This is a genomic window from Candidatus Nitrospira nitrosa (assembly GCF_001458735.1).
Classification (GTDB): domain Bacteria; phylum Nitrospirota; class Nitrospiria; order Nitrospirales; family Nitrospiraceae; genus Nitrospira_D; species Nitrospira_D nitrosa.
In genome coordinates, this window is the sequence record NZ_CZQA01000001.1 from 1,021,325 (window position 1) to 1,043,130 (window position 21,806).

A 21,806-nucleotide genomic window follows, 5' to 3' on the forward strand; every position below is an offset into this window, starting at 1 on the left:
AAAGGGCTAGTCTACATTATGAGTAGCGATGTCTATCAGAACTTCAGCAATGGTGGCGCGACGGTATCCGTCGCACGTCCGGTCATCAAGCATGAAGGGTACTTCGTGTTGGAAGTCCAACCCCTCGTGCAAGACAGTCCATGATGTCTGTGCTTCAGGTGGTGTTGTCCATCGTTGATATTCGGGACCATGAGTCTGGCGAAAGCGTCCGGACTGTCCCGAGGTTTAGGGAGGCTAGAGGCTGGTTGAACGGGCCTTCCCCCGATAGGTGGTGGTGTCATGAGGGTTTTTGGAGGAGGACTGCTCTTCCACCCATTTATGGGCACCCATATCGCACATGCCATGGAAATGAGCCCCATCCTCGATAGAGATGCCCGGTGTACGGATATCGCCAATGAGGATGCCTGGTTTCTGGATTTGGATTTTGGCTGTTGCAGAGATGGTGGCATTGACTTTACCGCTTGTGATGAGGACACCCGCGGAGATCACCCCTTTCACGATGGCTTGCTCGCCGATAATGAGGGTGCCACTGGTGGTGATTTCTCCTTCCACCCGACCGTCAATTCGTATGGTGCCGTCAAAATTTAAGCTGCCTCGAAAGTCGACTCCCTTGCTGAGGAAGGTAAAGTTGTCGTCGGGAGCGGTGTCGGTTACTTGTTTTTCTCCGATAGCCCACATGAGCGTTCTCTGCTCCTCGTGACAAGCCCGTTGACGAGGAAGTGGTGAACGTAGCACACGGCGTATAAGGCTCGTAGCAAGCTACCGTGCGTCCCTCACTCACCACTCCGACGGTATTCCGCTAGACGGTCAGCCTGCGAACGGGTGGCTCATTCGCGGTTCCAACGGAATGAATCGGGAGATCTTTGTGCACGGGGCGGGCCTGTTGTTCCATCTCCAACGTTCCGTTGAATAAGACGCCTTCTTCCATAGAGAGCATTGGAGTGGTGACGCCACCGTTGATTACTGCTGGTGCCCGCAATTTCATCTTTTCTCGTGCGGTGATATCTCCGGTGATCTTTCCCTTACACACAATAGTCCCGGCCGTAACTTTGGCGTTGAGGATAGCATCTTCGCCAACAAGTAAAATGCCGTCCGTATGAATTTCTCCCTCGAGGGTTCCATCAATTCGCACGGTGCCGTTGTAGGAGATGGTCCCCTTGAACACGACTCCTTTACCGACGAAGGCGCTGACCTCTTGGCCGGTGTCGGGCCGTGGCATATCGAGTGCCGAGCTCATGGCATCCAAGTCCTTGTCCTCCGTGCGTCTACCATCTTGCTTATCTTTCCACATACGAACCCCTCCTCTCACAATGTGGGTAGCCCCAGACAGCACAAACGGTGCGGTGCCGTTATGTTCCATATCGGCTGGTTTGGGGTAGATATTTAGTGGTTGAAGAGGGGGGAGCAAAATATTGTGGTTTAGGAGGGGCGGGTAGGGTGGGCCCGGTATTAACCCAAGATAGTTTCTACGAGCCCGTCAAGTTCATCGGAGGAGAAGTACTGGATAACGAGTTTCCCGCCTTGACCTTGGGGGTGGAGGGTCACTTTGGTTCCCAGACGTTTTTGCAGTCTCTCTTCAAGATCTCGCCATTGTGTGCTGTGGGCGGTGCGTCCGACCTGTTTTTTGCCGATGATGGATCCCTCGACGAGCTTCTCTGTCTCGCGCACAGATAGATTTCCTGCTGTCACCAGTTTGGCCACGCGGAGTTGCGATTCTGGTGTGGACAGGCTGAGAAGCGCCTTGGCATGACCGGTGGAAAGGGTTCCGTCTTCCACAAGAAGCTGCAGATCGGGGTGGAGATGGGTCAGCCGGATGAAGTTTGCCACCGAAGAACGGTCACGGCCCACCTTGGTGGCAACGGCTTCTTGGGTCAGTCCGAATTCTTTCATCATGCGTGAATAGGCGCGAGCTGTCTCCATCGGGTTCAAGTCTTCCCGTTGGAGATTTTCCACGAGCGCAAGGAGTAAGGCTTCCTGATCCGTACAGTTCTTGAGGACAGCCGGGATGACGGTCAGTCCTGCCTCTTTGGAGGCTCGCCAGCGGCGTTCTCCGGCTATTAACTCATAGGTGCCGTCGCCCTTACGGCGGACCATAATGGGTTGAATAACGCCGCTTTCCTTAATGGATGCCGTCAGCTCAGCAAGTTCTTGCTGAAGGAAGGTGTGGCGTGGCTGGTAGCGATTCGGAACAATCTTATCGACCGCGATCCGTTGTACGTCCGCGGTGTCTTCGGTCCTGGTCATCCGGGAGGCGGGCAGCAGTGCCTCGAGTCCTTTACCGAGGGCTTTTTTCTCCATGGGCAATAAACTCCTTAGCTAGTGATACGTAAGATTGGGACCCGGAGGATGCCATGTTATACAAGATGCCTGGACGACCGTAACTGGGTGCTTCTGCAAGCGCGACATTGCGGGGGATCACCGATTGGTACACCTTGTGCGCAAAATGAGAGCGTACTTGGTCTGCTACTTGTCGAGAAAGGCTGATTCGCGAATCAAACATGGTGAGGGCGATGCCCTCAATTTCTAGATGTGGATTATATGATTGACGGACAAGATCGATGCTTCCAATGAGTCTGGTCAGACCTTCCATCGCATAGTATTCGCATTGAACGGGTATGAGTACAGAATTGGCTGCTGTGAGAGCATTGATGGTCAGAATGCCAAGCGCCGGTGGACAATCAAGGAGAATAAAGTCGTACTTGTTTCGTATTTCAGCAATGAGTGACCGAAGATGACCTTCTCGTCCTTCCAGATTCGCGAGCTCCACCTCGGCACCCGCAAGATCGGCATTGGCCGGCAAGAGGCTGAGTCCAGAAATAGTTGTTTCTATTATTGATTCTTGAATAGTGCTGTTTTTCACAAGACAGCTGTAGGTGCTGCTTTTCAATGTCCTCTGATCTACACCAAGGCCACTTGTTGCATTTCCTTGTGGATCCATATCAATCAATAATACATTTTTTCCCTCAAGAGCCACTGCTGTTGATAGATTGATGGCAGTGGTTGTCTTTCCCACACCACCTTTCTGATTAGCAACCGCTATAACTTTTCCCACGAGAAGACTCCTAGGCGAAATTATGTTCCACGTGGAACAGCGTGAGGGGATAAGTCGACACGATATGAGAATGTTGAGACAGTTCGAGATCCATAGGCATGAGGTAATTCGAACGTGTAGTCGCCCGCAAAGTTCCAATCTCGAGGTAATAAGTTTCTATCAAATGGCCTAGCTGAATAGATAATCGCTTTGCCACCTTCATTCAGTAAGTACCGCGCTTTCTGAAAAATAAGTGAGGGATTAAGTGCTCTGGTTGTTAGATAGTCGTAGGTGATTCCGGCTGGACGTATACTACTGAATCGCTCAATAGTCCCCTGAAAAACATCAACGCCTTTTAACCGTAGGAGGCCAACAATGAAATGCAGGAATGCTGATTTCTTGTGGGCTGGTTCAACCAATGTCACGCTAAGATCTGTTCTGATGATTTTTAATGGGATTCCTGGAAAGCCTGCTCCAGCACCGACATCAAGAATATGGGAGCCAGCTCCGATATTCACGGCTTTTAGCGCCGCTAGTGAATCAATGAAGTGTTTGACAATCACTTCCTCATCTTTAGTGATGGCAGTGAGATTGAATGATTGATTCCAAATCTTGAGCTGTTTCAGATACAGAAGAAATAGTTGCGCATGGAACGGTTCAATCGTGATGCCAATTTCACTTGCGCCTTCATGAAGTAGCTGCTCAAGTTCTCCAGGTTGTTCCACGTGGAACAATTACGCTGATACCGAGAGGAGGTCAATAGAAAAGGTAGCTATCAAGAATTTTCAGGTAGTTAAGCATTGTACTCGTGAATTTGCCGTCTATTTTTTTCAATTGCCACGAGCAGTAAAGAGATGGCGGCTGGGGTAATTCCAGAAATTCGTGATGCCTGGCCGACTGTCTCAGGCTTTACACGGTTAAGTTTTTCACGGACCTCACGTGAAAAACCAGAGACCATGTTGTAATCAAACGAACTGGGTATCGATTTTTTCTCAAACTTCCTGACCTTTTCAACTTGGCGCACTTGCCTCTGTATATATCCTTCGTATTTGATTTGAAGCTCCACTTCCTCGGCAATATCATCATCCACTGGTTGTATTTCAAAAATATTCATAAGCTCATGATAACGAGCTTCTTGCCTGCGAAGTAACTGGGCCATAGATTGGACAGAAGAGGCATTTTCAAGATAGGTGCCCCTTGTCCGCAGGCTAATCTGTTCGGTAAATTTCGGTCTTGAAATCCGTAGATTTGAAATCTCCGATTCGATCAGTTCCCTTTTACGAACCAATTTTTCATACTCGACGATCGGGATTAGGCCAAGGCCGTATCCGATCTCCATGAGACGAAGGTCGGCATTCCCATGTCGAAGCAGTAATCGGTATTCAGCTCTTGAAGTGAACATTCGGTAAGGCTCATAGGCATCCTTAGTGATGAGATCATCCACCAGCACACCTATATAGGCTTGGGAGCGATCCAAAACAAAGGGTGGGCGTTCTCTGATTTTGAGGACAGCATTAATCCCGGCGACCAAGCCTTGCGCAGCCGCTTCTTCATATCCTGAGGTCCCATTTATTTGACCTGCGTGATACAGCCCAGTCACCAATTTGGTTTCAAGCGTTCGGTACAGTTGCCGAGGAGGAAAATAGTCATACTCTATCGCATAGCCAGGCTTAAGTATTTTAGCGTGCTCCAAGCCCGGGATGGTTCTGAGTATGGCGGCTTGAACATCGACAGGCAGGCTTGTTGAAATGCCGTTTGGGTAGAACTCGTTCGAGTCTAGGCCTTCTGGTTCGATAAAAATCTGGTGCCGTTCCTTATCGGCAAACCGTATGACCTTGTCTTCGATCGACGGACAATAGCGAGGGCCGGTGGAATCAATCACACCACTGTACAGCGGGGAACGATCTAAGTTTTGCCGAATCAGTTCGTGTGTTGCCTGCCCTGTATACGTCAAATGGCAAAGAATCTGCTTCGTGGTGATGGCCTGCGTGCGATAGGAGAATGAAGGAGGCGGTGTATCACCAGATTGGGGAGCCATCACGGAGAAATCAATGGTTTCTTTGTCTAAGCGGGGCGGCGTTCCGGTCTTTAATCGGCCGAGCTCGAAACCAAGGTCTCGCATGCAATCAGAAAGCCGTTCTGCCGAGGCTTCGCCGGCGCGCCCAGCCGGGAAATGTTGCATGCCTATATGGATAAGTCCCTTAAGAAAAGTACCTGATGTCAGGATGACGGCTTTCGCGTACATCGTCTCGCCCGACCCGGTGACAATTCCGGTCACGGCTCCACCGTGCACCAACAATCGATCGACAACACCCGCCGCCATCGTCAGCAGAGGTTCTAATTTGAGTGTTCTTTGCATCGCATGTCGATACAGCGCTTTATCACACTGAACCCGTAAAGCACGGACCGCCGGACCCTTGCTGGTATTGATAAATCTAAACTGGATGCCGGATTGATCGGTATTTCGGCCCATCTCGCCGCCTAGCGCGTCGATTTCCTTGACGAGGTGTCCCTTGGCAATCCCACCAATGGCCGGATTACACGACATCTGGGCAATGCGGGAAAGGTCCATCGTCAAGAGTAAGGTTGTGGCACCCATTCGCACCGAAGCCAGAGCCGCTTCACAGCCTGCATGTCCTCCTCCGACCACGATCACGTCAAACGTCTGTGCCACGAATTCTCCCTACTTGCCGATACAAAACTCTGAAAATATTCGCTCCAATACGTCGTCCGAGGTAATACTCCCAATAATCTCTCCCAAGGCATCTCCCGCATCGTGGAGATCCACGGACAGAAGTTCGGGCTGCGCTTTTCTCTCGATGGAGGATAAGGCTAGTTGAATAGCAGCGATGGCCTGCTCCAATGCCACACGATGACGGACATTCGTGATCACCACCGCCTCATTGGATTCAAAGGCTGCCGTAAGGAAGCGAGACGTGATGGCCATCTTGAGCTGCTCAAGACCCTCACCAGTTTGTGTGGAAATGGGGAGAATGCGCTGGCATAAACGTTTTTCAACCTCCTCACAAAGAGGCTGTATGGTGAGCGATGTCAATACATCTATTTTGTTTACAACGACCAGATGCTTAGGTTCCAGCTGTGGGAAGGGAAACTCAGAAACTCCGGCCTTCTGAACCTCACCGGCATCGACCAGATAGATAATTAAGTCCCCCTGCGCTTGAGCATCCCTAGATCGCTTGATTCCCTCCCGTTCCACCAGATCTACCGTGTCTCGTAAACCAGCGGTGTCCACCAGTGTGATTGGGAGCCCATTCCAGATAACTGCTTCCTCAATAAGATCGCGGGTCGTTCCAGGGACATCGGTAACAATCGCACGATTGTCACGAATGAGGCTATTGAACAAACTGGACTTCCCCGCATTCGGAGGCCCAGCGAGCACTACTCGTACTCCCTCTCGCAAAGCACGACCGGTTCGGGCGGTGTCCAAGACACTCTGTATCTGGCTCGCGATATGCCGGAGGCTCGTTCTAAGCTCATCTCGAGTGACGAAAGAAATCTCTTCCTCTGAAAAATCGATTTCAGCCTCAATCCGTGCCTGAAGCGATAAGAGGCTAGTGCGTAATTCCTGCACATAACGTCCCAAATCTCCACGGAGCTGCCGCTGAGCAATGCCAAGAGCAAACTCAGACTTTGCCTTGATGGTATCTAACACTGCTTCAGCTTGAGACAGATCCAATCGACCATTCAAGAAAGCCCGCTTCGTGAATTCACCAGGTTGTGCCAAGCGAGCACCAGCTGCAATGCAAGACTCACAGACGCGACGGAGTACCGTCGTATTGCCATGGCAATGGAATTCCACCACATCCTCAGCGGTAAACGAGCGTGGCCCTTTCATGTAGACAACCAAGCCTTCATCAATAATGTCTTCATGCATCACCGATGGATGGGAATGACCGGCCTGATTGGCATGAGGAGCCGAGATCAAATCCGCAAGATGGAGAGTATGTGAGGGGAGGGTGATGAGGGTTCCGTTTGTGCGGAGCCTCACAATTTTTGAGGCGATGTCTGTTGCATGCCGACCGCTAATGCGGATGATCCCAATGCCTCCCTCACCCATCGGGGTTGCAATGGCGCAAATTGTGTCCTCAGTTGCTCCATCGATAGGCACGATCCACCATAGTCGTGACGCCTAGTCGTATGAGGCCAGCCCAGGGAACTTCACTTTTGCTTGCTCGGCTCATCCGCAGTCAGAGCCACTGATCGATTTTTAAGAAAGAACCGGTCCGTGACAAACTGCTGGGCGATGGACAACACGTTGTTGGTCAGCCAGTACAAGACTAAACCAGCAGGAAAATTAATAAACAGGAACGTCATGACGACGGGCAGCATCAACATCATCTTCGCCTGGGCTGGATCCATCGTGGTGGGCTGAATCTTCTGCATCACCATCATACTGATTCCCATGATAATGGGCAGAATGTAATAGGGATCCTGAACGGACAGATCAGTGATCCAGAGGCCCAGGGGCGCTTGGCGAAGGTCGATCGTCATGTAAAGAATATTGAACAGCGACACGAACACCGGCATTTGAAGGACCATCGGGAGGCAGCCACCCACCGGATTGACCTTATGGTCGCGGTACAGTTTGATCAGCTCCCTATTCAAACGGTCACGATCATCCTTGAACTTCTCTTGGAGTGCAGCCACCTTCGGTTGGATAGTCTGCATCTGTTTCATCGACGAGTAGCTCTTGTACTGCAAGGGGACGAATAACAGCTTGATTGCAACGGTCAATAGGATGATGGTGAGACCGTAATTGTGGGTGTACTCATTAATGGAACGAAGTACAGAGAAGATTGGTTTGGCCACAGCCCGCACCGTGTCCCAGCTACCGAACAGAAACCATCCGAAATCAATCGTATCCTCAAGTCGGATGTGCAAGTTTTGAAGGGTGTCGAACTCCTTCGGTCCCGCAAATAGCTGTAACGTGAGCGGGGCGCCTGATGGATCGAGGCCCATGTGAACACCGGTGGATACGAGTTTCTCACCTTGTTTCTTCGGCCAAGCGGAGGCACTCCCTTTTGGAATAAGCGCGGACATGAAATACTTATCCTGCAAGGCCGTCCAAGCCAAGGCACCTTTACGCTCCGTGTCGGATTCCGGAGCATCGGTAACAAGCTTGTCGTCGATCAACGACACCGTCCCTACGGAACCGATAAAGCCCTCGCCCCACTCCACGACGCCAAAATTAGTGCCCAATTCGACTTTCAGCGGCCCTGTCAGTCCTTTGGACGTCAAGCTGATGTCCACGATGTAGCTGTCAGAATGAAAAGTAAGTTGTTTTTCAAGGAGTACGCTGGAACCAGGGTTGCTATAGGAGAACGTGAGGTGGCCAGTGGGGTGATCCCGGTCCAAGGTCGTAAAATCTTTCTCCACCCTGTAGAAACCTTCCCTCAAATCCTTCGCCAGCGTCGCGTCGTCGGTTGTAACGGTGAGGGGGGCAGCAAATTTTCCCCCTTGTCGAACGAGCTGGACAAAAGACTTTGCATCAGAGCTGCTGCGATATCGTTTCAGTTCCCAGCTTGTCAGGATGGCTCCTCTGGAGGTGAACTTGGCACGATAGAGCTCGGTCTCTACCTCAACTGCTTCTGCAGCGACAGACTCTGTGCGAGCGGAGGGCACCTTTGGGTTATCAATACGTAGGGTGCCAGGTGATTCCGCAGCTTTCCCTGCCGTAGGAGGCGCCGGCTGGTTTCCTGAACTGGTGCCGGGAGCAGAGGCCGACTCATCAGGGACTGCTACCGTAGAATCTGAAACGGTTGGTGGCGGCAGCAACCCCAATCCTTTGAGGGCATATTCATATCCAAAGACAATCGCGGCCGAGAGTATTAAGAAGACAACCAGGCGCTTTTCCATGTGGAGGTTATACTTTCGTTATTGAAGTGAGGCTTGTATCACTACCTGACTGGATCTTCCCCTCCAGGATGGAAAGGGTGACACTTCAGCAGTCGGACACAGGCTAACCAGAATCCATGCCAGGCGCCGTATTTGGCGATAGCATCCGAAGCGTAACGTGAACATGACGGATGAAAACGACAAGTCTGACCATACATCGGTGAGATCACCAGCCGGTAGCCCTGTAGAACCCATAGAAACACTTGTTTCATGCTAATCTCAATCAGGGCGAAGAAGGCGCATGCGCTCCAGGGACGTCTTCCAGGCGTGAATTAAATCCTTCCGCGACGACAAGAGAACGTCCTTTTTAGGGAAGATGAGGATTCCACGTCCGGCAACCAATTCCGAGTAAGAATCCCTCACCAACTCGCGAAACACGCGCTTGGCACGATTGCGTCTGACCGCATTCCCAAATCGCTTTCCAACGACAATTCCAATTCGAGTCGGCGCCTCGTTCATATTGTAGGCCTGAAGGTTGAAGAGCACTGTCGATATGCGCCGACCATATTGTTTGACGGCTTGGATCTCTCGGTGACTCTTTAGGAAAATACCAGCATGTTTGTGTATCTTGGGTGGTACCGGATAAGGGGGTGTGTCTTTGTCGTATCCCATCCGCTCTTGACCCCGGAGAAGATCGCAACTGGTAGGTGGGCGTACGCTCTAACGGGAACGCAAGAGATTGGGGAGCGACACGAAGAACACCTGCATAACCCGAGACAACAACTTAGACAGTCAGCCGAGCGCGTCCTTTCGCGCGTCGGCGCGCCAAGACCTTACGCCCGTTTTTTGTGCTCATGCGTTTTCGAAACCCATGCTCACGTTTTTTCTTTAAATTGGACGGCTGCTGAAATGTAAACGACATGGTTTCCCTTTCCTTCCCCAACCTTAGCGAAACAAGGATGAAATGAACGGTGGATTATAGGGGAGCCAATGATGTCTGTCAATTTCATGGCCGTGTGGCTCGTGATGGATCGTAAGGACCCCATATCTATATCTATGCAGTCCGCTCTGCTTCTGTTGAGGCGGTTTTGTGGTCGCTCACCAGAATGCCACAAAACCCATCGTGACAAGGCAAGCATCTCCTGTACAAGTGGCTGAAACAGAAGGGGGTCATGATTCAAGAACAAATACGACGAGTGGCATTGGGCTTGCTCGCTGTTTTAGGTGTGTTAGTATGCCCCAGTCGAGCGCACTGACCTGTTTATTTAGTGCGCTGACTTATTCAGGAAGATCGACATATAATTAGGTATAAGAATCGTTTTTATTAAGGAGGACCCACAGCATGGTGAGAAGAGTAGCCCTTGTATCGATAACACTGACCCTTGCCCTTACCGCAGGGTGTGCAGACCCCCCTACTCAGCAGGTCCAAGAGGCCGAAAAGGCTCTGAAAGAGGCCCAGGAAAGCGGAGCGGCTACATATTCTGCGGAGGACTATGCCAAGCTGGAAGGGACTCTGGCAGCCATGAGGAAGGAAGTCTCAGATCAAGAAGGGAAATTCGGACTGTTTCGGGACTATGACAAAGCGCAACAACTCTCCGCTTCAGCCAAGGCAGAGAGTGACCGAATAAAGGCCGCATCAGCTCAAAAGAAGGAAGAGGCCAAAGCGGCGGCATTACAGGCTCAACAGGTTGCGGAAGAGGCTGTGAGAGCGACTCAAGATCTAGTTGCCAAGGCTCCTGTTGGGAAGGATCGTGCCGCAGTGGAAGCGATCAAGAATGATGTGGAAGGTTTAAAGTCGTTGCTCAAACAGGTTCAGGCATCGATCGACAAAGAAGACTTTCCAGCTGCACAAACTCAAGCCAAGGCCATTCACGACATGAGCCAAGCCGTTTCAACCGAAATACAGAATGCCCTCGCGAAGGTCGGGAGAGGTAAACCTGGACGGAAAAGATAATCGCGGCATGGGAGGAGTGCACACATATAAGACAGTCGCCGCAATGCTCTGTACGGCTTGCTTGGCCGGCTGTGTACAAGCTGTCCCTCCCGATTTGGTTGCCGCTGTTGAAGCCATCGATCAAGATCTCATCGCCCTGCGCGCTCCAGAAACTGCTCCTGAAGAGTACGGCCAATTTGTTCGACAATGGGCCCTGCTCAAAGCTCGCACCCAGCTGGACGACGATGTGATTCGCTGGCCTTGGGAGTCAGGCGATCTTGAAAGTGATCTCCGCTGGCTCTACATCATGGGGGAGCGCACCGTTTCACAACTCCACGATCGGCAGGTCTCACAACAGAGCGCCATGCAAACGAAGGTGACTCGCCTGGAAAGCCAGCTACGCAGCGTCGCAACCAAGGCCGAGGCGATTGATGGACGCATTCTGCTCGGAGAAAAAGCCGTTCAGACGGATCTCCTCGTCAAGCAGGCGCGATCATTTCTGGAACAAAAAGACTACCCGCGTGCCATGCAGGCTGCCGAAAAGGCCGATCACGCGCTCAAAGTACAAACGTCTTTACTCAGCCAAGAATTGGGGCGTTACGCAGACGAAAGTCGAATCGCATACTGGCAGACGCTGGCCAAGCAGACCATCGATTGGTCGCGTACTCATCAGGCAACCGCGATTGTGGTGAGCAAAGCGGAGAGGGAGCTGAGCCTCTACAAGAGTGGGCGGAGGGTGTTATCATACCCTGTTCGCTTGGGTTTCAACGGCATGCTTGAAAAGCAATTCCAGGGAGACGGTGCGACGCCAGAGGGGCGCTATCATGTCACCGAGAGACGGGGCCAAGGCCAGACACAATTCTACCGGGCGTTGGCGTTGGACTACCCCAACGGCGAGGATCGACGGCGTTTCCAGCTTGCCAAGCGGTCGGGAAAAATCGCACCGTCCAAGGGCATTGGAGGGCAGATTGAAATCCATGGTGCAGACAACGAACGGCTGGCGCTCACGCTCGGGTGCGTCATGCTTGATAACCAGAACATGGGTGTTCTCTATGAGAGCGTCCCCGTTGGGACACCGGTCACCATCGTCGGTGCGTTAAGCAAGCAAAATGCGGTGGCATCGGTCTTGGCACAACTCCATGGTAGCAAAGAAGAAATCTAAACCTCTACCGATGGCGCGAATCCTTCTTGCGACATTCGGGGTCACGCTCATCATCCTGTTGGTGATGAATGTCCCGACGACGACCCCTCCCACATCCGGTACAAGTCAAGAGGTTCAGCGACCACTTGCTGAGGATAAAGGCTCCCTTCGTACGCTCCAGGCCAAATACAAAGCGCTTTCCAAACAGTTGGTTCAGCTCATGCCTAATCAGCCCTATATTTTGGTGGATACAGCTCGAAACCGCCTCTACGTGAAGCGTCAGGATGAAATCGTGCTGGATGCCATTGCGTCAACGGGAAGCGGGACAATTCTTGACAAGCCCGGTGAAGGTAACAATCAATGGATCTTCGATACGCCGCGTGGAGAGTTTCTGGTTCAGTCAAAAATCACTCATCCCACGTGGATTAAGCCGGACTGGGCGTTCGTCGAAGAAGGACTCGACGTACCCAAAAATGCGGCAGAACGGGCGGAGCCCGGTGTGCTCGGTGACTATGCGCTGGGGTTCGGCAAGGGGTACTTTATCCATGGAACGCTCTATACTCGGTTGTTGGGAAAGAACGTGACGCATGGGTGCATTCGGCTCAACGACAACGATCTGAAAGGTGTCTACAAACTCGCTCGAGTGGGGACGCCGATCATGATCTTTTAATCCACCGAGTACGCGCAGACATTGCCGATGAACCTCTGCGCTATTCTTCTCCTACTCACGTTTGCCACACCGGGGTGGGGAAAGGAGCCTGAGGCCTTTCCCGATCTGAACCTATCCAACGGCCAGGCAATCAAAGAAGCGACCAGGGTTCTTGAGGACGAGGTCAAGCTTGCCGCGCGTCCGCAAACCTATATCCTCATCGATCTAGCGACAAAGATCATTCACATAAAGAGCCGAGGGATTGATCTTCATCGGATTCCCATCATCTCATGGGCCTCAAATTCACCGGACCATCTAAAGGGCATTCATAAGCTGACGACGAGACCGGCCGTCGTCAGGCGAAAGATCGAACCGGGTGCAGGGGCTGAGCAGGAACCGATTTCGGTAGCCGATATGCCGGTCGACTATGTGCTGATATTCACTCCAACCCTTACCATCACGGTTGTTCCTTCCGCCGCAGAGGATAATCTGTTGAGGGGGGCGTTGTTCCTGAGTAAGGCATGGTGGCGTCAGACCAAGACCTGGGCCGGCACAGTATTTTCTAATCCATCCTCCAAGCAGAATGGGCAGCTCCAACTCACTCTCTCCGGTGGCCATTCGCAATCCCTCGCCTGGTCGTTGGTGGATGGAATGGCGGTGGTCATCAGACGGGCTTCAGATTAGGGAAGCTGGTGGGTTCAAGGTCCTAGTGCAACGCCTGTATCCTGGAGATTCCAGGAACCAAGGAGTTGTACATGGGACACTATCACCGATTGACTCTTATGGAACGTGAAGAACTCAGTCGCATGTTCGCCGCCGGGTATAGTTTACGTGCAACGGCTCACGCCCTGCAGCGCGCGCCTAGCACGCTGTCACGTGAACTCACTCGGCACCGCACCAGCCCGGTGACCTATCGCGCGGTGCCAGCCCATCAACGGGCGACTCGGTGGGCCCATCAGCCACGGAAACCCCGGAAGCTTGCGGCGGACCTCCGACTCCGCCGAGCGGTCTTGGCCCGACTGGCACAACGCTGGTCGCCAGAACAGATTGCCCACAGTTTGCGCCAGCAGTATCCTCAAGATCCCGCGAGGCAGATTTCGCATGAAGCCATCTATGGCTATCTCTATGGGTTACCCCCCGACACCGTTAAGCGCGCCCTCACTCGGCACCTCCGGCGGCGGCATCGTTTTCGGCGGCCCCACAAGGTCCGGCTCTCCTCGCATGCCGTCCAGGAGATGGTCAGCATTGATGACCGACCAGCCGAAGTAGCTGCGCGTGTCGTGCCGGGCCATTGGGAAGGCGACTTGCTCGTCGGCCATGCCAATGCCTCGGCGCTCGGGACGCTCGTCGAACGCACAACACGGTTTACCCTGCTGGTCCCGCTGAAGGCCAAGCATGCGACCGCCGTACGACGGGCCTTTGTCCGGGCTATCCGGACACTGCCGCCGCAGCTCCGCCGGTCTCTCACGTATGACCAGGGGCAGGAGATGCGCGACCATCGGCGCTTTACCACCCAGACACAGATGCCGGTCTACTTTGCGCATCCCCACTCTCCCTGGGAACGGGGCACCAACGAAAACACCAACGGGCTCCTACGGCAGTTCTTTCCCGCCGGGACCCACTTTAACAAGGTGTCACGAGGCGAGATCAAGCGAGTGCAGGCAATGCTCAACGATCGGCCACGGAAAATTCTGAACTGGCACAGCCCCGCGCATGCATTTCACCACCTGTTGCGTTAGGATCTTGAATGCACCGCTTGTGATTTCTTCCGATTATTGGTCATCCACCTCTCAAAACATTGGAGATTCAACTCCCTTCTCCCTAGACCCTCGTATTAATCAGAGCTTCCTTAGGTAGAGAGACCCGGTATTCAGTTTGCGTTGCCTTTTCCTCACTGGATCAATAAGATACGATCACAGTCCCCGCCAAATCCGTAATGAGGATTCAATCCGAGAGGAGGCCCGTGCCTATGCGCAGGAATGACCAGCTTCCACCACTTTTCCAATCTACGATCACTCCCGCTCTTGATGCACTCACTCAGAATCAAGTGGTGGAGCGCATGTGGCAGAAAGATTACCGTCTCTGGAAACAAGAGCCCACAGAAATTTCTAACCGGCTTGGCTGGCTCACCGTGCATGACCAGATGCGGCAACAACATGAGCAGCTCACACAATGTGTTGCGGCCGCTCACGATCTGAAAATTAAAGATGTGGTGCTGCTAGGGATGGGCGGAAGCAGCCTAGGGCCTGAAGTCTTCCGCACAGTGTTTGGAACGCAGAAGGGATCGCCGCGTCTCTGGGTTCTGGACACAACCGTTCCAGGGTGGGTTCGACAGGTGACCAAGAGTATCACCCCAACAAGAACGCTCTTTCTGGTCGCCAGTAAGTCAGGTGGAACGATCGAGGTCATGTCGCTCTTCGGTCACTTTTGGAACCTCGTGACGAAGGCGAAGGGCAATTATGGGGGGAAGCACTTTGTCGCGATTACCGATCCAGGGACTAGCTTGGAGCAAATGGCCAAGGAGTATGGATTCGGACAAATCTTTTCGAATCCGCCGGACATCGGTGGTCGCTATTCGGTCCTCTCGCTTTTTGGCCTGGTACCGGCGGCACTGTTGGGACTCAACATCATGCGTCTCCTCGATCGCGCAGCCGGCATGGCAGAACAATGTCGCAAGGCGGATGACGCGCGCTCCAATCCAGGGGCATACCTTGGGGCCGCGATGGGGAGCCTGGCAAAGGCGGGACGGGATAAGGTAACGGTTCTGTCATCACCGGCTCTGTCAACGTTTGGTCTGTGGGCAGAACAGTTGCTCGCGGAGAGCACCGGGAAGGAGGGCACAGGTCTCATTCCCATCGCACAGGAACCGCTTTTGAAACCCGGCGCCTATGGCACTGATCGATTTTTTGTCTATCTCAAGCTGAAAGGGGATAAGAATCAAGCACTGGACCGTGCCGTTCAGGCATTGGTCAAGGCCAAGCATCCGGTGCTGCAATTCGATCTCCGAGACCGTTATGACCTCGGGGCTGAATTTTTCCGCTGGGAATTTGCCACAGCGGTAGCGGGTCACCTTCTGGGTATCCAGCCATTCGACCAGCCGAATGTCCAGGAGAGTAAAGACAACACGAATCGGGTTCTGGAAAGTTTCCACTCAACAGGACGGCTTCAGGAACAAACGAGTCATCCGGCGAAAGGTGCGGCACAAGCCATCTCAAGCCTTCTCCAGCCAGGCACCTATGTTTCGATCCTGGCCTACACGACTCCAGGCAAGTTGTTCGAGGCGGCCATACGTCGTCTTCGCCAAGCTCTCATGGCGCGATATAAGATCGCCACCACGTTTGGATATGGACCACGCTATCTCCATTCAACAGGACAGCTGCATAAGGGCGGACCCAATACGGGTGTCTTCTTGGAACTCGTTGATGGCATGGTACCGGACCTGTCCATTCCGGCAAAGCCCTTCACGTTCGGAACATTAGCGAAAGCACAGGCGACCGGTGACATCGAATCACTCCGCGCACACCATCGGCAGGCGATTCGTGTTCAATTGGGCCGTGACCAAGCTGCCACGGTGAAGGCCATTACAGCGGCGCTGACAGGGACGACAACCACCTCACGTCGTACCACCCTAAAGAAGCGCCGGACAATCAATCGCCGCTAATATATGCCCAACACCCCGGACATCCGCATTGCCCCCTCCATTCATGAATGGGAGCAGAATGCCGCAGCGCTCATTGCGTCCATCGGTCAACGAGCCATTCAGACCAAGGGCCGGTTTATCATGGCCCTCTCCGGAGGATCCACGCCCAAGACGATCTATCAAATCCTGGCAACTCCTGAATGGAGCGCGCGGTTCGATTGGTCACGAACTATTTTCCTGTTCGGCGATGAACGCTGTGTCCCGCCAGACCATCCGGACAGCAATTTCAAGATGGCTCACGCCATGCTATTTCACCCCCTCAACATTCACGCTGATCAGATTTTCCGGATGAAGGGGGAGCTTGGAGATCCAGCAGCCGCGGCTCGAGAGTACGAAGAGAGTATTCGACGTCTGACCAAGAGTCCTGCTCCACAAGTGCCGTGTATGGATCTTGTCCTCCTCGGCCTTGGCGACGATGGGCACACCGCCTCACTCTTTCCAGGAACCGCAGCATTGCAGGAGCAGCACAAGCTGGTCACAGTTGGCCAGGCACCCACAGGGGTTCCGTCTCGTATCACCCTTACTCTAGGTGTGTTGAACCAGGCAGCTGTGATACTGTTCCTGGTCACCGGTGCCGGTAAGGCGAGCATGGTTCGCCGAGTGATCAAGCCGGAAACGGAGGGGGATCGTTCTTTGCCGGCAGCGCGGGTTGCACCGGAATCAAGTCAGTTAGTCTGGATGCTTGATCCAGCGGCTGGAGCTCAATCCAAATAGGATTTCGACAGGAACAAAAACGCACATGATTCTCGCAGGAGACATCGGAGGAACAAAAACGAATCTGGCGCTCTATGACTGGACCACCGAGCGAGTAGAACCACTACGCCTGGAGAGTTTTTCCAGTGCGGATTATACTTCGCTGGAAGATATTCTGGTTGAATTTCTCACACCGCCAAGAGCATCTTCCGGCCTTGCATCCCCGTCGACTGAAAATGAGAAGGGCAGCGATACAAGAGACCAACGGCCATCTGGATCGGTGACGCTATCAGCAGCCTGCTTCGGCATTGCGGGCCCGGTCATCGATAACCATTGCGAGACGACCAATCTCCCCTGGGTCGTGGATGGCCCGACGATCGCGGCTCGATTTGCGATTCCTCGTGTGCAGTTGTTGAACGACTTGGAAGCCACGGCGTATGGGATTCTGTCGCTGCGGTCGGACGAGCTGGAAGTGTTGAATGTGGGGCATCCTCCCAAAAAGCGGCAAGCGCTTGCTCTCATTGCGGCCGGGACCGGATTGGGGGAGGGCATTCTGTTTTGGGACGGCAAATCGTATCGACCCATGCCGTCAGAAGGTGGGCATGCGGATTTTGCGCCGAACAATGATCAGGAAATCGACCTGCTTCGCTATTTACGAAGCCAGTACCTTCACGTGAGCTATGAACGCATTCTGTCAGGGCCGGGGCTCCACGCGATCTATGAGTTCCTACGCGACACGAAGAAGAATGAGCCCACATGGCTTATGGAAAAAATAAAGGCCGGTAATCCAGCAGCAGAAATTGCGCAAGCCGGTCTCCAAGGCCAAGCGGAAATTGCCAAGCAGGCCCTGGAACTCTTTGCGTCGATTTACGGGGCGGAGGCTGGGAATCTCGCTTTGAAGGCGCTCTCACTGGATGGAGTGTACGTGGGAGGGGGGATTGCACCGAAGCTCATCGCAAAACTCAAAGATGGAACCTTCATGAAAGGGTTTCTGAACAAGGGGCGTTATAAGAAACTCCTTAATAACATGCCGGTGAAAGTCATTATGAATCAACAGACTGCTCTGCTCGGGGCCGCATCGGTTGCAGGGGCTCTATCTTTCGCCTCCAGGCCATGAGTGCATTCGATCTCGAAAATCTTAAGAAAGCCGCCGCCCTCAAGGCCCTGGACTTTGTCCGAGACGGGATGGTGGTCGGACTAGGAACAGGATCGACCGCGAAGCATCTGGTCATCGCGCTCGGGGAACGAGTTCGTGCCGGCATGAAGCTGCGCGCTGTACCCACGTCGCTGGAAACCGCGGAGCTTGCCAGACAGGTGGGGATTCCACTGATCGATACAGCGAACCGTTGGGAAATTGATGTAGCCATTGACGGCGCCGATCAGGTCGATCCAAACTTCAATTTGATCAAGGGCGGGGGTGGCGCGCTCTTAAAAGAAAAGATTGTGGCAGCATCGGCCAAACAATTCATTGTGATGGTCGATCAGACGAAACAGGTTCCGGTCCTCGGAGGATCATTCCCCTTACCAATCGAAATCATTCCGTTCGGCTGGGGGAGTACCGCCCGCGAGATTGAATCGCTGACGAGTGGTCGTGTGGCGCTTCGAGAGCGCAATGGCGCGCCGTTCAAGACCGAAGCAGGCCACCTGATTCTCGACGTTCATCTGAACCGCATCGATCAACCGGCCGAGCTGGAGACGGCCTTGAACCTGATTCCCGGTGTGGTAGAAACCGGACTGTTTGTCAATCGAACACATATCCTCATCGTCGGCACCGCGACAGGCGTTCAAATATTGCATGTTGCGGGGAAATAAGCGCTTGCTCAGCAGACGAGATCTGTTGTTTAGGATCGGGCGACGTACCCGCGTTCTTCTCTCCCTCTCCATCGCGTATACCGTGCTACCATTGAAATCCGTCTGTGCCACAACAACCACCAGACCACAAGGTGACGAAATGACTATTGAAGATATGTCAGCCAGTACTGATCCGTATCGACTTCCACGCCACGTAATTCCAACTCGATATGAGTTGCGGCTTGAGCCGGACCTCGCGGCAGCCACATTTCTGGGCCATGAGACCATCGCCGTGATGGTCACACAGGCGACAAAGACGATTCTGTTGAATGCCGTGGATCTGGTCATTGAATCGGCTGAGGTGAAACGACAGCACGGGTCGGCACTCAAGGCATCGATCGAGATGGAGCCACAGACACAACGGGCACGGCTGACGTTCGGCGAATCGATCACGCCGGGGGACTGGCAGGTGCATCTCACGTTTCACGGTAAGTTGAATGACAAACTCCGTGGGTTCTATCGCAGTACGTACAAAGATGCGTCCGGAGCGACGCAGACGTTGGCCGCGACTCAGTTTGAAGCGACTGATGCGCGGCGAGCGTTTCCTTGCTGGGATGAGCCGGCTTTTAAGGCCGTCTTTGCGACCACACTGGTCATTGATCCACAGCTCACTGCGGTCTCAAACACCTCTGTGATCTCAGAGACCATCGAGAACAACAAGAAGGTCCTACGGTTTGCGGAGACCATTAAGATGTCGACATACCTTGTGGCCTTCGTGGTAGGTCGGATCGAGGGGACACCACCGCGCTTCGTTGGAAAGACACCTCTGCGACTCTGGACCATACCGGGCAAGCAGCCCCTCACGCCATTTGGGCACGACATTGCAGTCGCCTCGCTCGCATTTTTTGAGGACTACTACGGCGTTCCCTATCCTGGCGACAAGTTGGATCTCTTAGCCATTCCAGACTTTGCGTCCGGCGCCATGGAGAATCTTGGAGCCATCACGTTTCGTGAGACCGCGCTCCTCGTCGACCAACGGACAGGTACGCACGCCGAACTGGAACGTATCGCTGACGTCGTGGCCCATGAGAACGCCCACATGTGGTTCGGCGATTTGGTGACCATGTCTTGGTGGAACGGCCTCTGGCTCAATGAGGCCTTTGCCACGTTCATGGAGATGTTGGCCGTCGATGCCTGGAAACCGGAGTGGAAGCGGTGGGAGTCCTTTGCGGTGGCGCGAGCGGCGGCGTTTTCCGTCGATGGGCTCGTGAGTACCAGGTCAATTGAATATCCCGTGCACGCGCCGAAGGATGCGGACGCGATGTTCGATATCCTGACCTATGAAAAGGGAGCGTCGGTCCTTCGGATGCTTGAGCAGCATATCGGCCCGACCGTCTTTCGAGACGGGGTGCGACAGTATCTTCGCACCCATGCCTATGGAAATGCCGATACCAAGGATCTCTGGACCGCGCTCGGTGCAGTCGCGCGTCAGCCCGTTCCCGAACTGATGGACGGCTGGATCTTTCAGCCCGGGTTCCCACTAATCACGGCGGAAGTGCAGGGGAATCAGCTGAGGCTCTCGCAACGACGATTCACCTATATCACGGAGGCTTCAACTGCGGGCCAGCTCTGGCAAATTCCGGTTCAGATTCGTCTTACCATCGGAGATCGTACGGAACGCCGCAAACTGTTGCTGACGGAACGGGAAACGAGTATCAGCCTGCCGGTTGGCGTCACCTCCATTCTTGTCAACGAAGGAGGACATGGGTTTTATCGTGTCCGCTATCAGGGAATGCTCCTGCAGCAACTTCTCGATCAAGGACTTGAACGTCTCGCGGCCATTGAACGCTTCATTCTCGTCAGCGATGCGTGGGCCACGACAGTGGCGGGGATCATGCCGCTAGCGGACTATCTCCAGCTCACTGCACATTTCAAGCGCGAACGGGACAAGAACGTCTGGGCCGTATTGCTGGAGTCGTTCTCGTTTTTGAACCGGATCGTTATACCGGAAAATCGGCCGGCGCTGGAGACCTTTGTGCGCAGTAGGGTCGCACCGGCAGTCAACGACTTAGGATGGGAGCCAAAGTCAGGCGAATCAGATCTCATCCGGCAATTACGCGGGGATCTCCTTAGTACACTCGGTCGGCTTGGTAATGATCCCGAGATACAGCGGCAGGCAGCGGAGCGGTATCAGCAATACCAGAAGGATCCAGCAATCATTGATGTGAACATCGTTCCGGCCCTGGTAGCCATCTTGGCCTATACCGGAGATGAAGCTCGTTACAACCAATTTTCAGAACGGTACCGCAGCGCGCAGACTCCCCAAGAAGAACGGCGGTACCTCTTCGCGCTCGCGGCATTCCATCCCAAGGAGCTTGTTGGGCGCACATTAGCCCGGACTATTAACGGCGAGATCCGTACGCAAGACGCTCCCTTCATCGTGGGGTCGTTGATGGCCAACGTGTATGGACGCGAACCGGCCTGGGACTTTGTGAAAGCGAACTGGGACCAGATGGACAAGCTGTTTCCAAAACAAGGCCTCAGGCGGATGTGCGGGGGCATCGTGGGTTTGGCGACACCGGAACTTGAGAGGGATGTACGCCAGTTCTTTACCGATCGCAAGATCGATCTAGGAGGGAAAACGCTTGAGCAATACTTGGAGCAACTTTGTGTCGCCGTGTCGTTCCGAGAACGAGAAAGAACTACTCTTTACACGACACTACTCAACGCGTTGAAGTACTAGACCTCAAGGGATAGAAGCAGAGCTCCCTGCTTCGAAATGGGGTTGGCCTGTTCATGTCTGTATACTGCAATTGCCTACTATGTTCAAAGAGTTGATAGCTTGCAGGCCGTCACATGATGTCAGGATACGAGCGTCTGAGGCGTCGGGAAGTCTATCCGGGCGACCACGAGTCAGATGGATCCTGGCGGACTGCAACAGCCCAAAATCCAAGAGCTTCTGAGCTCACTATCGCTGAAGGATTCGGATGGTTGCGAATGTATAGGCCATAC

Annotated in this window: 22 protein-coding genes; 11 read left to right on the forward strand and 11 right to left on the reverse strand. The window is 53.5% G+C overall.

All coding sequences use genetic code 11. The annotated features are described in order from the left end of the window. Nucleotides 1–18: 18 nt before the first annotated feature. The gene (locus COMA1_RS21785; RefSeq protein WP_281176220.1) at nt 19–144 is read left to right on the forward strand and encodes a hypothetical protein; all 126 of its coding nucleotides are present in this window, start codon (nt 19–21) and stop codon (nt 142–144) included. A 90-nt stretch (nt 145–234) separates the two neighbouring features. On the opposite strand, the gene COMA1_RS04880 is transcribed toward COMA1_RS21785, so the two are convergent. The 11 genes from COMA1_RS04880 to rpmH all read right to left on the reverse strand — a co-directional run bounded on the left by COMA1_RS04880 (nt 235) and on the right by rpmH (nt 9,809). Then, nucleotides 235–678 (reverse strand): bactofilin family protein, encoded by a 444-nt coding sequence (locus COMA1_RS04880; RefSeq protein WP_090744565.1) that lies wholly within the window; start codon nt 676–678, stop codon nt 235–237. Between the two features lie 121 nt (nt 679–799). Next, nucleotides 800–1,291, reverse strand: coding sequence for a bactofilin family protein (locus COMA1_RS04885; protein WP_176697860.1), 492 nt, complete (start codon nt 1,289–1,291; stop codon nt 800–802). Nucleotides 1,292–1,449: 158 nt separating this feature from the next. Further along, nucleotides 1,450–2,298, reverse strand: a complete 849-nt coding sequence (locus tag COMA1_RS04890; RefSeq protein ID WP_090744571.1) for a ParB/RepB/Spo0J family partition protein — start codon at nt 2,296–2,298, stop codon at nt 1,450–1,452. Continuing rightward, the gene (locus tag COMA1_RS04895) at nt 2,276–3,052 is read right to left on the reverse strand and encodes a ParA family protein (RefSeq protein ID WP_090744575.1); all 777 of its coding nucleotides are present in this window, start codon (nt 3,050–3,052) and stop codon (nt 2,276–2,278) included. The genes COMA1_RS04890 and COMA1_RS04895 overlap by 23 nt, the downstream gene beginning before the upstream one ends. Nucleotides 3,053–3,072: 20 nt before the next feature. Beyond that, nucleotides 3,073–3,756, reverse strand: a complete 684-nt coding sequence (gene rsmG, locus COMA1_RS04900) for a 16S rRNA (guanine(527)-N(7))-methyltransferase RsmG (protein WP_176697861.1) — start codon at nt 3,754–3,756, stop codon at nt 3,073–3,075. Nucleotides 3,757–3,824: 68 nt separating this feature from the next. Beyond that, nucleotides 3,825–5,705, reverse strand: a complete 1,881-nt coding sequence (gene mnmG / locus COMA1_RS04905) for a tRNA uridine-5-carboxymethylaminomethyl(34) synthesis enzyme MnmG (RefSeq protein WP_090744581.1) — start codon at nt 5,703–5,705, stop codon at nt 3,825–3,827. 9 nt (nt 5,706–5,714) lie between these two features. After that, entirely contained in the window at nt 5,715–7,160 is a 1,446-nt protein-coding gene (gene mnmE, locus COMA1_RS04910; RefSeq protein WP_141654223.1) for a tRNA uridine-5-carboxymethylaminomethyl(34) synthesis GTPase MnmE, read from the reverse strand. A 50-nt stretch (nt 7,161–7,210) separates the two neighbouring features. Continuing rightward, a complete protein-coding gene (gene yidC, locus COMA1_RS04915; RefSeq protein WP_090744586.1) occupies nt 7,211–8,908 on the reverse strand; it encodes a membrane protein insertase YidC in 1,698 nt (565 codons plus the stop codon). A gap of 41 nt (nt 8,909–8,949) precedes the next feature. Next, entirely contained in the window at nt 8,950–9,159 is a 210-nt protein-coding gene (yidD, locus tag COMA1_RS04920; protein ID WP_090744589.1) for a membrane protein insertion efficiency factor YidD, read from the reverse strand. Nucleotides 9,160–9,166: 7 nt separating this feature from the next. Then, nucleotides 9,167–9,559: a ribonuclease P protein component gene (rnpA, locus tag COMA1_RS04925; RefSeq protein WP_090744592.1), complete on the reverse strand. Its 393-nt coding sequence runs from the start codon at nt 9,557–9,559 to the stop codon at nt 9,167–9,169. Between the two features lie 112 nt (nt 9,560–9,671). After that, a complete protein-coding gene (gene rpmH / locus COMA1_RS04930) occupies nt 9,672–9,809 on the reverse strand; it encodes a 50S ribosomal protein L34 (protein ID WP_080886085.1) in 138 nt (45 codons plus the stop codon). A gap of 420 nt (nt 9,810–10,229) precedes the next feature. Here rpmH and COMA1_RS04935 point away from each other — a divergent pair, with 420 nt between their 5' ends. The 10 genes from COMA1_RS04935 (at nt 10,230) to COMA1_RS04980 (ending at nt 21,537) form a co-directional block, all read left to right on the forward strand. Continuing rightward, the gene (locus COMA1_RS04935; RefSeq protein WP_090744594.1) at nt 10,230–10,841 is read left to right on the forward strand and encodes a hypothetical protein; all 612 of its coding nucleotides are present in this window, start codon (nt 10,230–10,232) and stop codon (nt 10,839–10,841) included. 7 nt (nt 10,842–10,848) lie between these two features. Continuing rightward, nucleotides 10,849–11,982 (forward strand): L,D-transpeptidase family protein, encoded by a 1,134-nt coding sequence (locus COMA1_RS04940; RefSeq protein WP_176697862.1) that lies wholly within the window; start codon nt 10,849–10,851, stop codon nt 11,980–11,982. Nucleotides 11,983–11,992: 10 nt separating this feature from the next. Continuing rightward, on the forward strand, nt 11,993–12,631 hold the full coding sequence (locus COMA1_RS04945; protein ID WP_218055304.1) for a L,D-transpeptidase: 639 nt from the start codon (nt 11,993–11,995) through the stop codon (nt 12,629–12,631). Nucleotides 12,632–12,658: 27 nt separating this feature from the next. Then, nucleotides 12,659–13,294 carry a hypothetical protein gene (locus COMA1_RS04950; protein WP_090744600.1) on the forward strand — a complete coding sequence of 212 codons (636 nt, stop codon included), beginning with the start codon at nt 12,659–12,661 and terminating at the stop codon, nt 13,292–13,294. A 71-nt stretch (nt 13,295–13,365) separates the two neighbouring features. Next, nucleotides 13,366–14,349 (forward strand): IS30 family transposase, encoded by a 984-nt coding sequence (locus tag COMA1_RS04955; protein WP_090744603.1) that lies wholly within the window; start codon nt 13,366–13,368, stop codon nt 14,347–14,349. A 230-nt stretch (nt 14,350–14,579) separates the two neighbouring features. Then, nucleotides 14,580–16,271: a glucose-6-phosphate isomerase gene (locus tag COMA1_RS04960; protein WP_090744607.1), complete on the forward strand. Its 1,692-nt coding sequence runs from the start codon at nt 14,580–14,582 to the stop codon at nt 16,269–16,271. A gap of 3 nt (nt 16,272–16,274) precedes the next feature. Then, complete coding sequence (gene pgl / locus COMA1_RS04965) at nt 16,275–17,024, forward strand: 6-phosphogluconolactonase (RefSeq protein ID WP_090744611.1); 750 nt, start codon at nt 16,275–16,277, stop codon at nt 17,022–17,024. 25 nt (nt 17,025–17,049) lie between these two features. After that, the gene (glk, locus tag COMA1_RS04970; RefSeq protein WP_090744614.1) at nt 17,050–18,120 is read left to right on the forward strand and encodes a glucokinase; all 1,071 of its coding nucleotides are present in this window, start codon (nt 17,050–17,052) and stop codon (nt 18,118–18,120) included. Then, nucleotides 18,117–18,815 (forward strand): ribose-5-phosphate isomerase RpiA, encoded by a 699-nt coding sequence (gene rpiA, locus COMA1_RS04975; RefSeq protein WP_090744617.1) that lies wholly within the window; start codon nt 18,117–18,119, stop codon nt 18,813–18,815. Before glk ends, rpiA begins: the two co-directional genes overlap by 4 nt. Before the next feature lie 139 nt (nt 18,816–18,954). Then, complete coding sequence (locus tag COMA1_RS04980) at nt 18,955–21,537, forward strand: M1 family metallopeptidase (RefSeq protein ID WP_176697863.1); 2,583 nt, start codon at nt 18,955–18,957, stop codon at nt 21,535–21,537. The last annotated feature ends 269 nt before the right edge of the window (nt 21,538–21,806 follow it).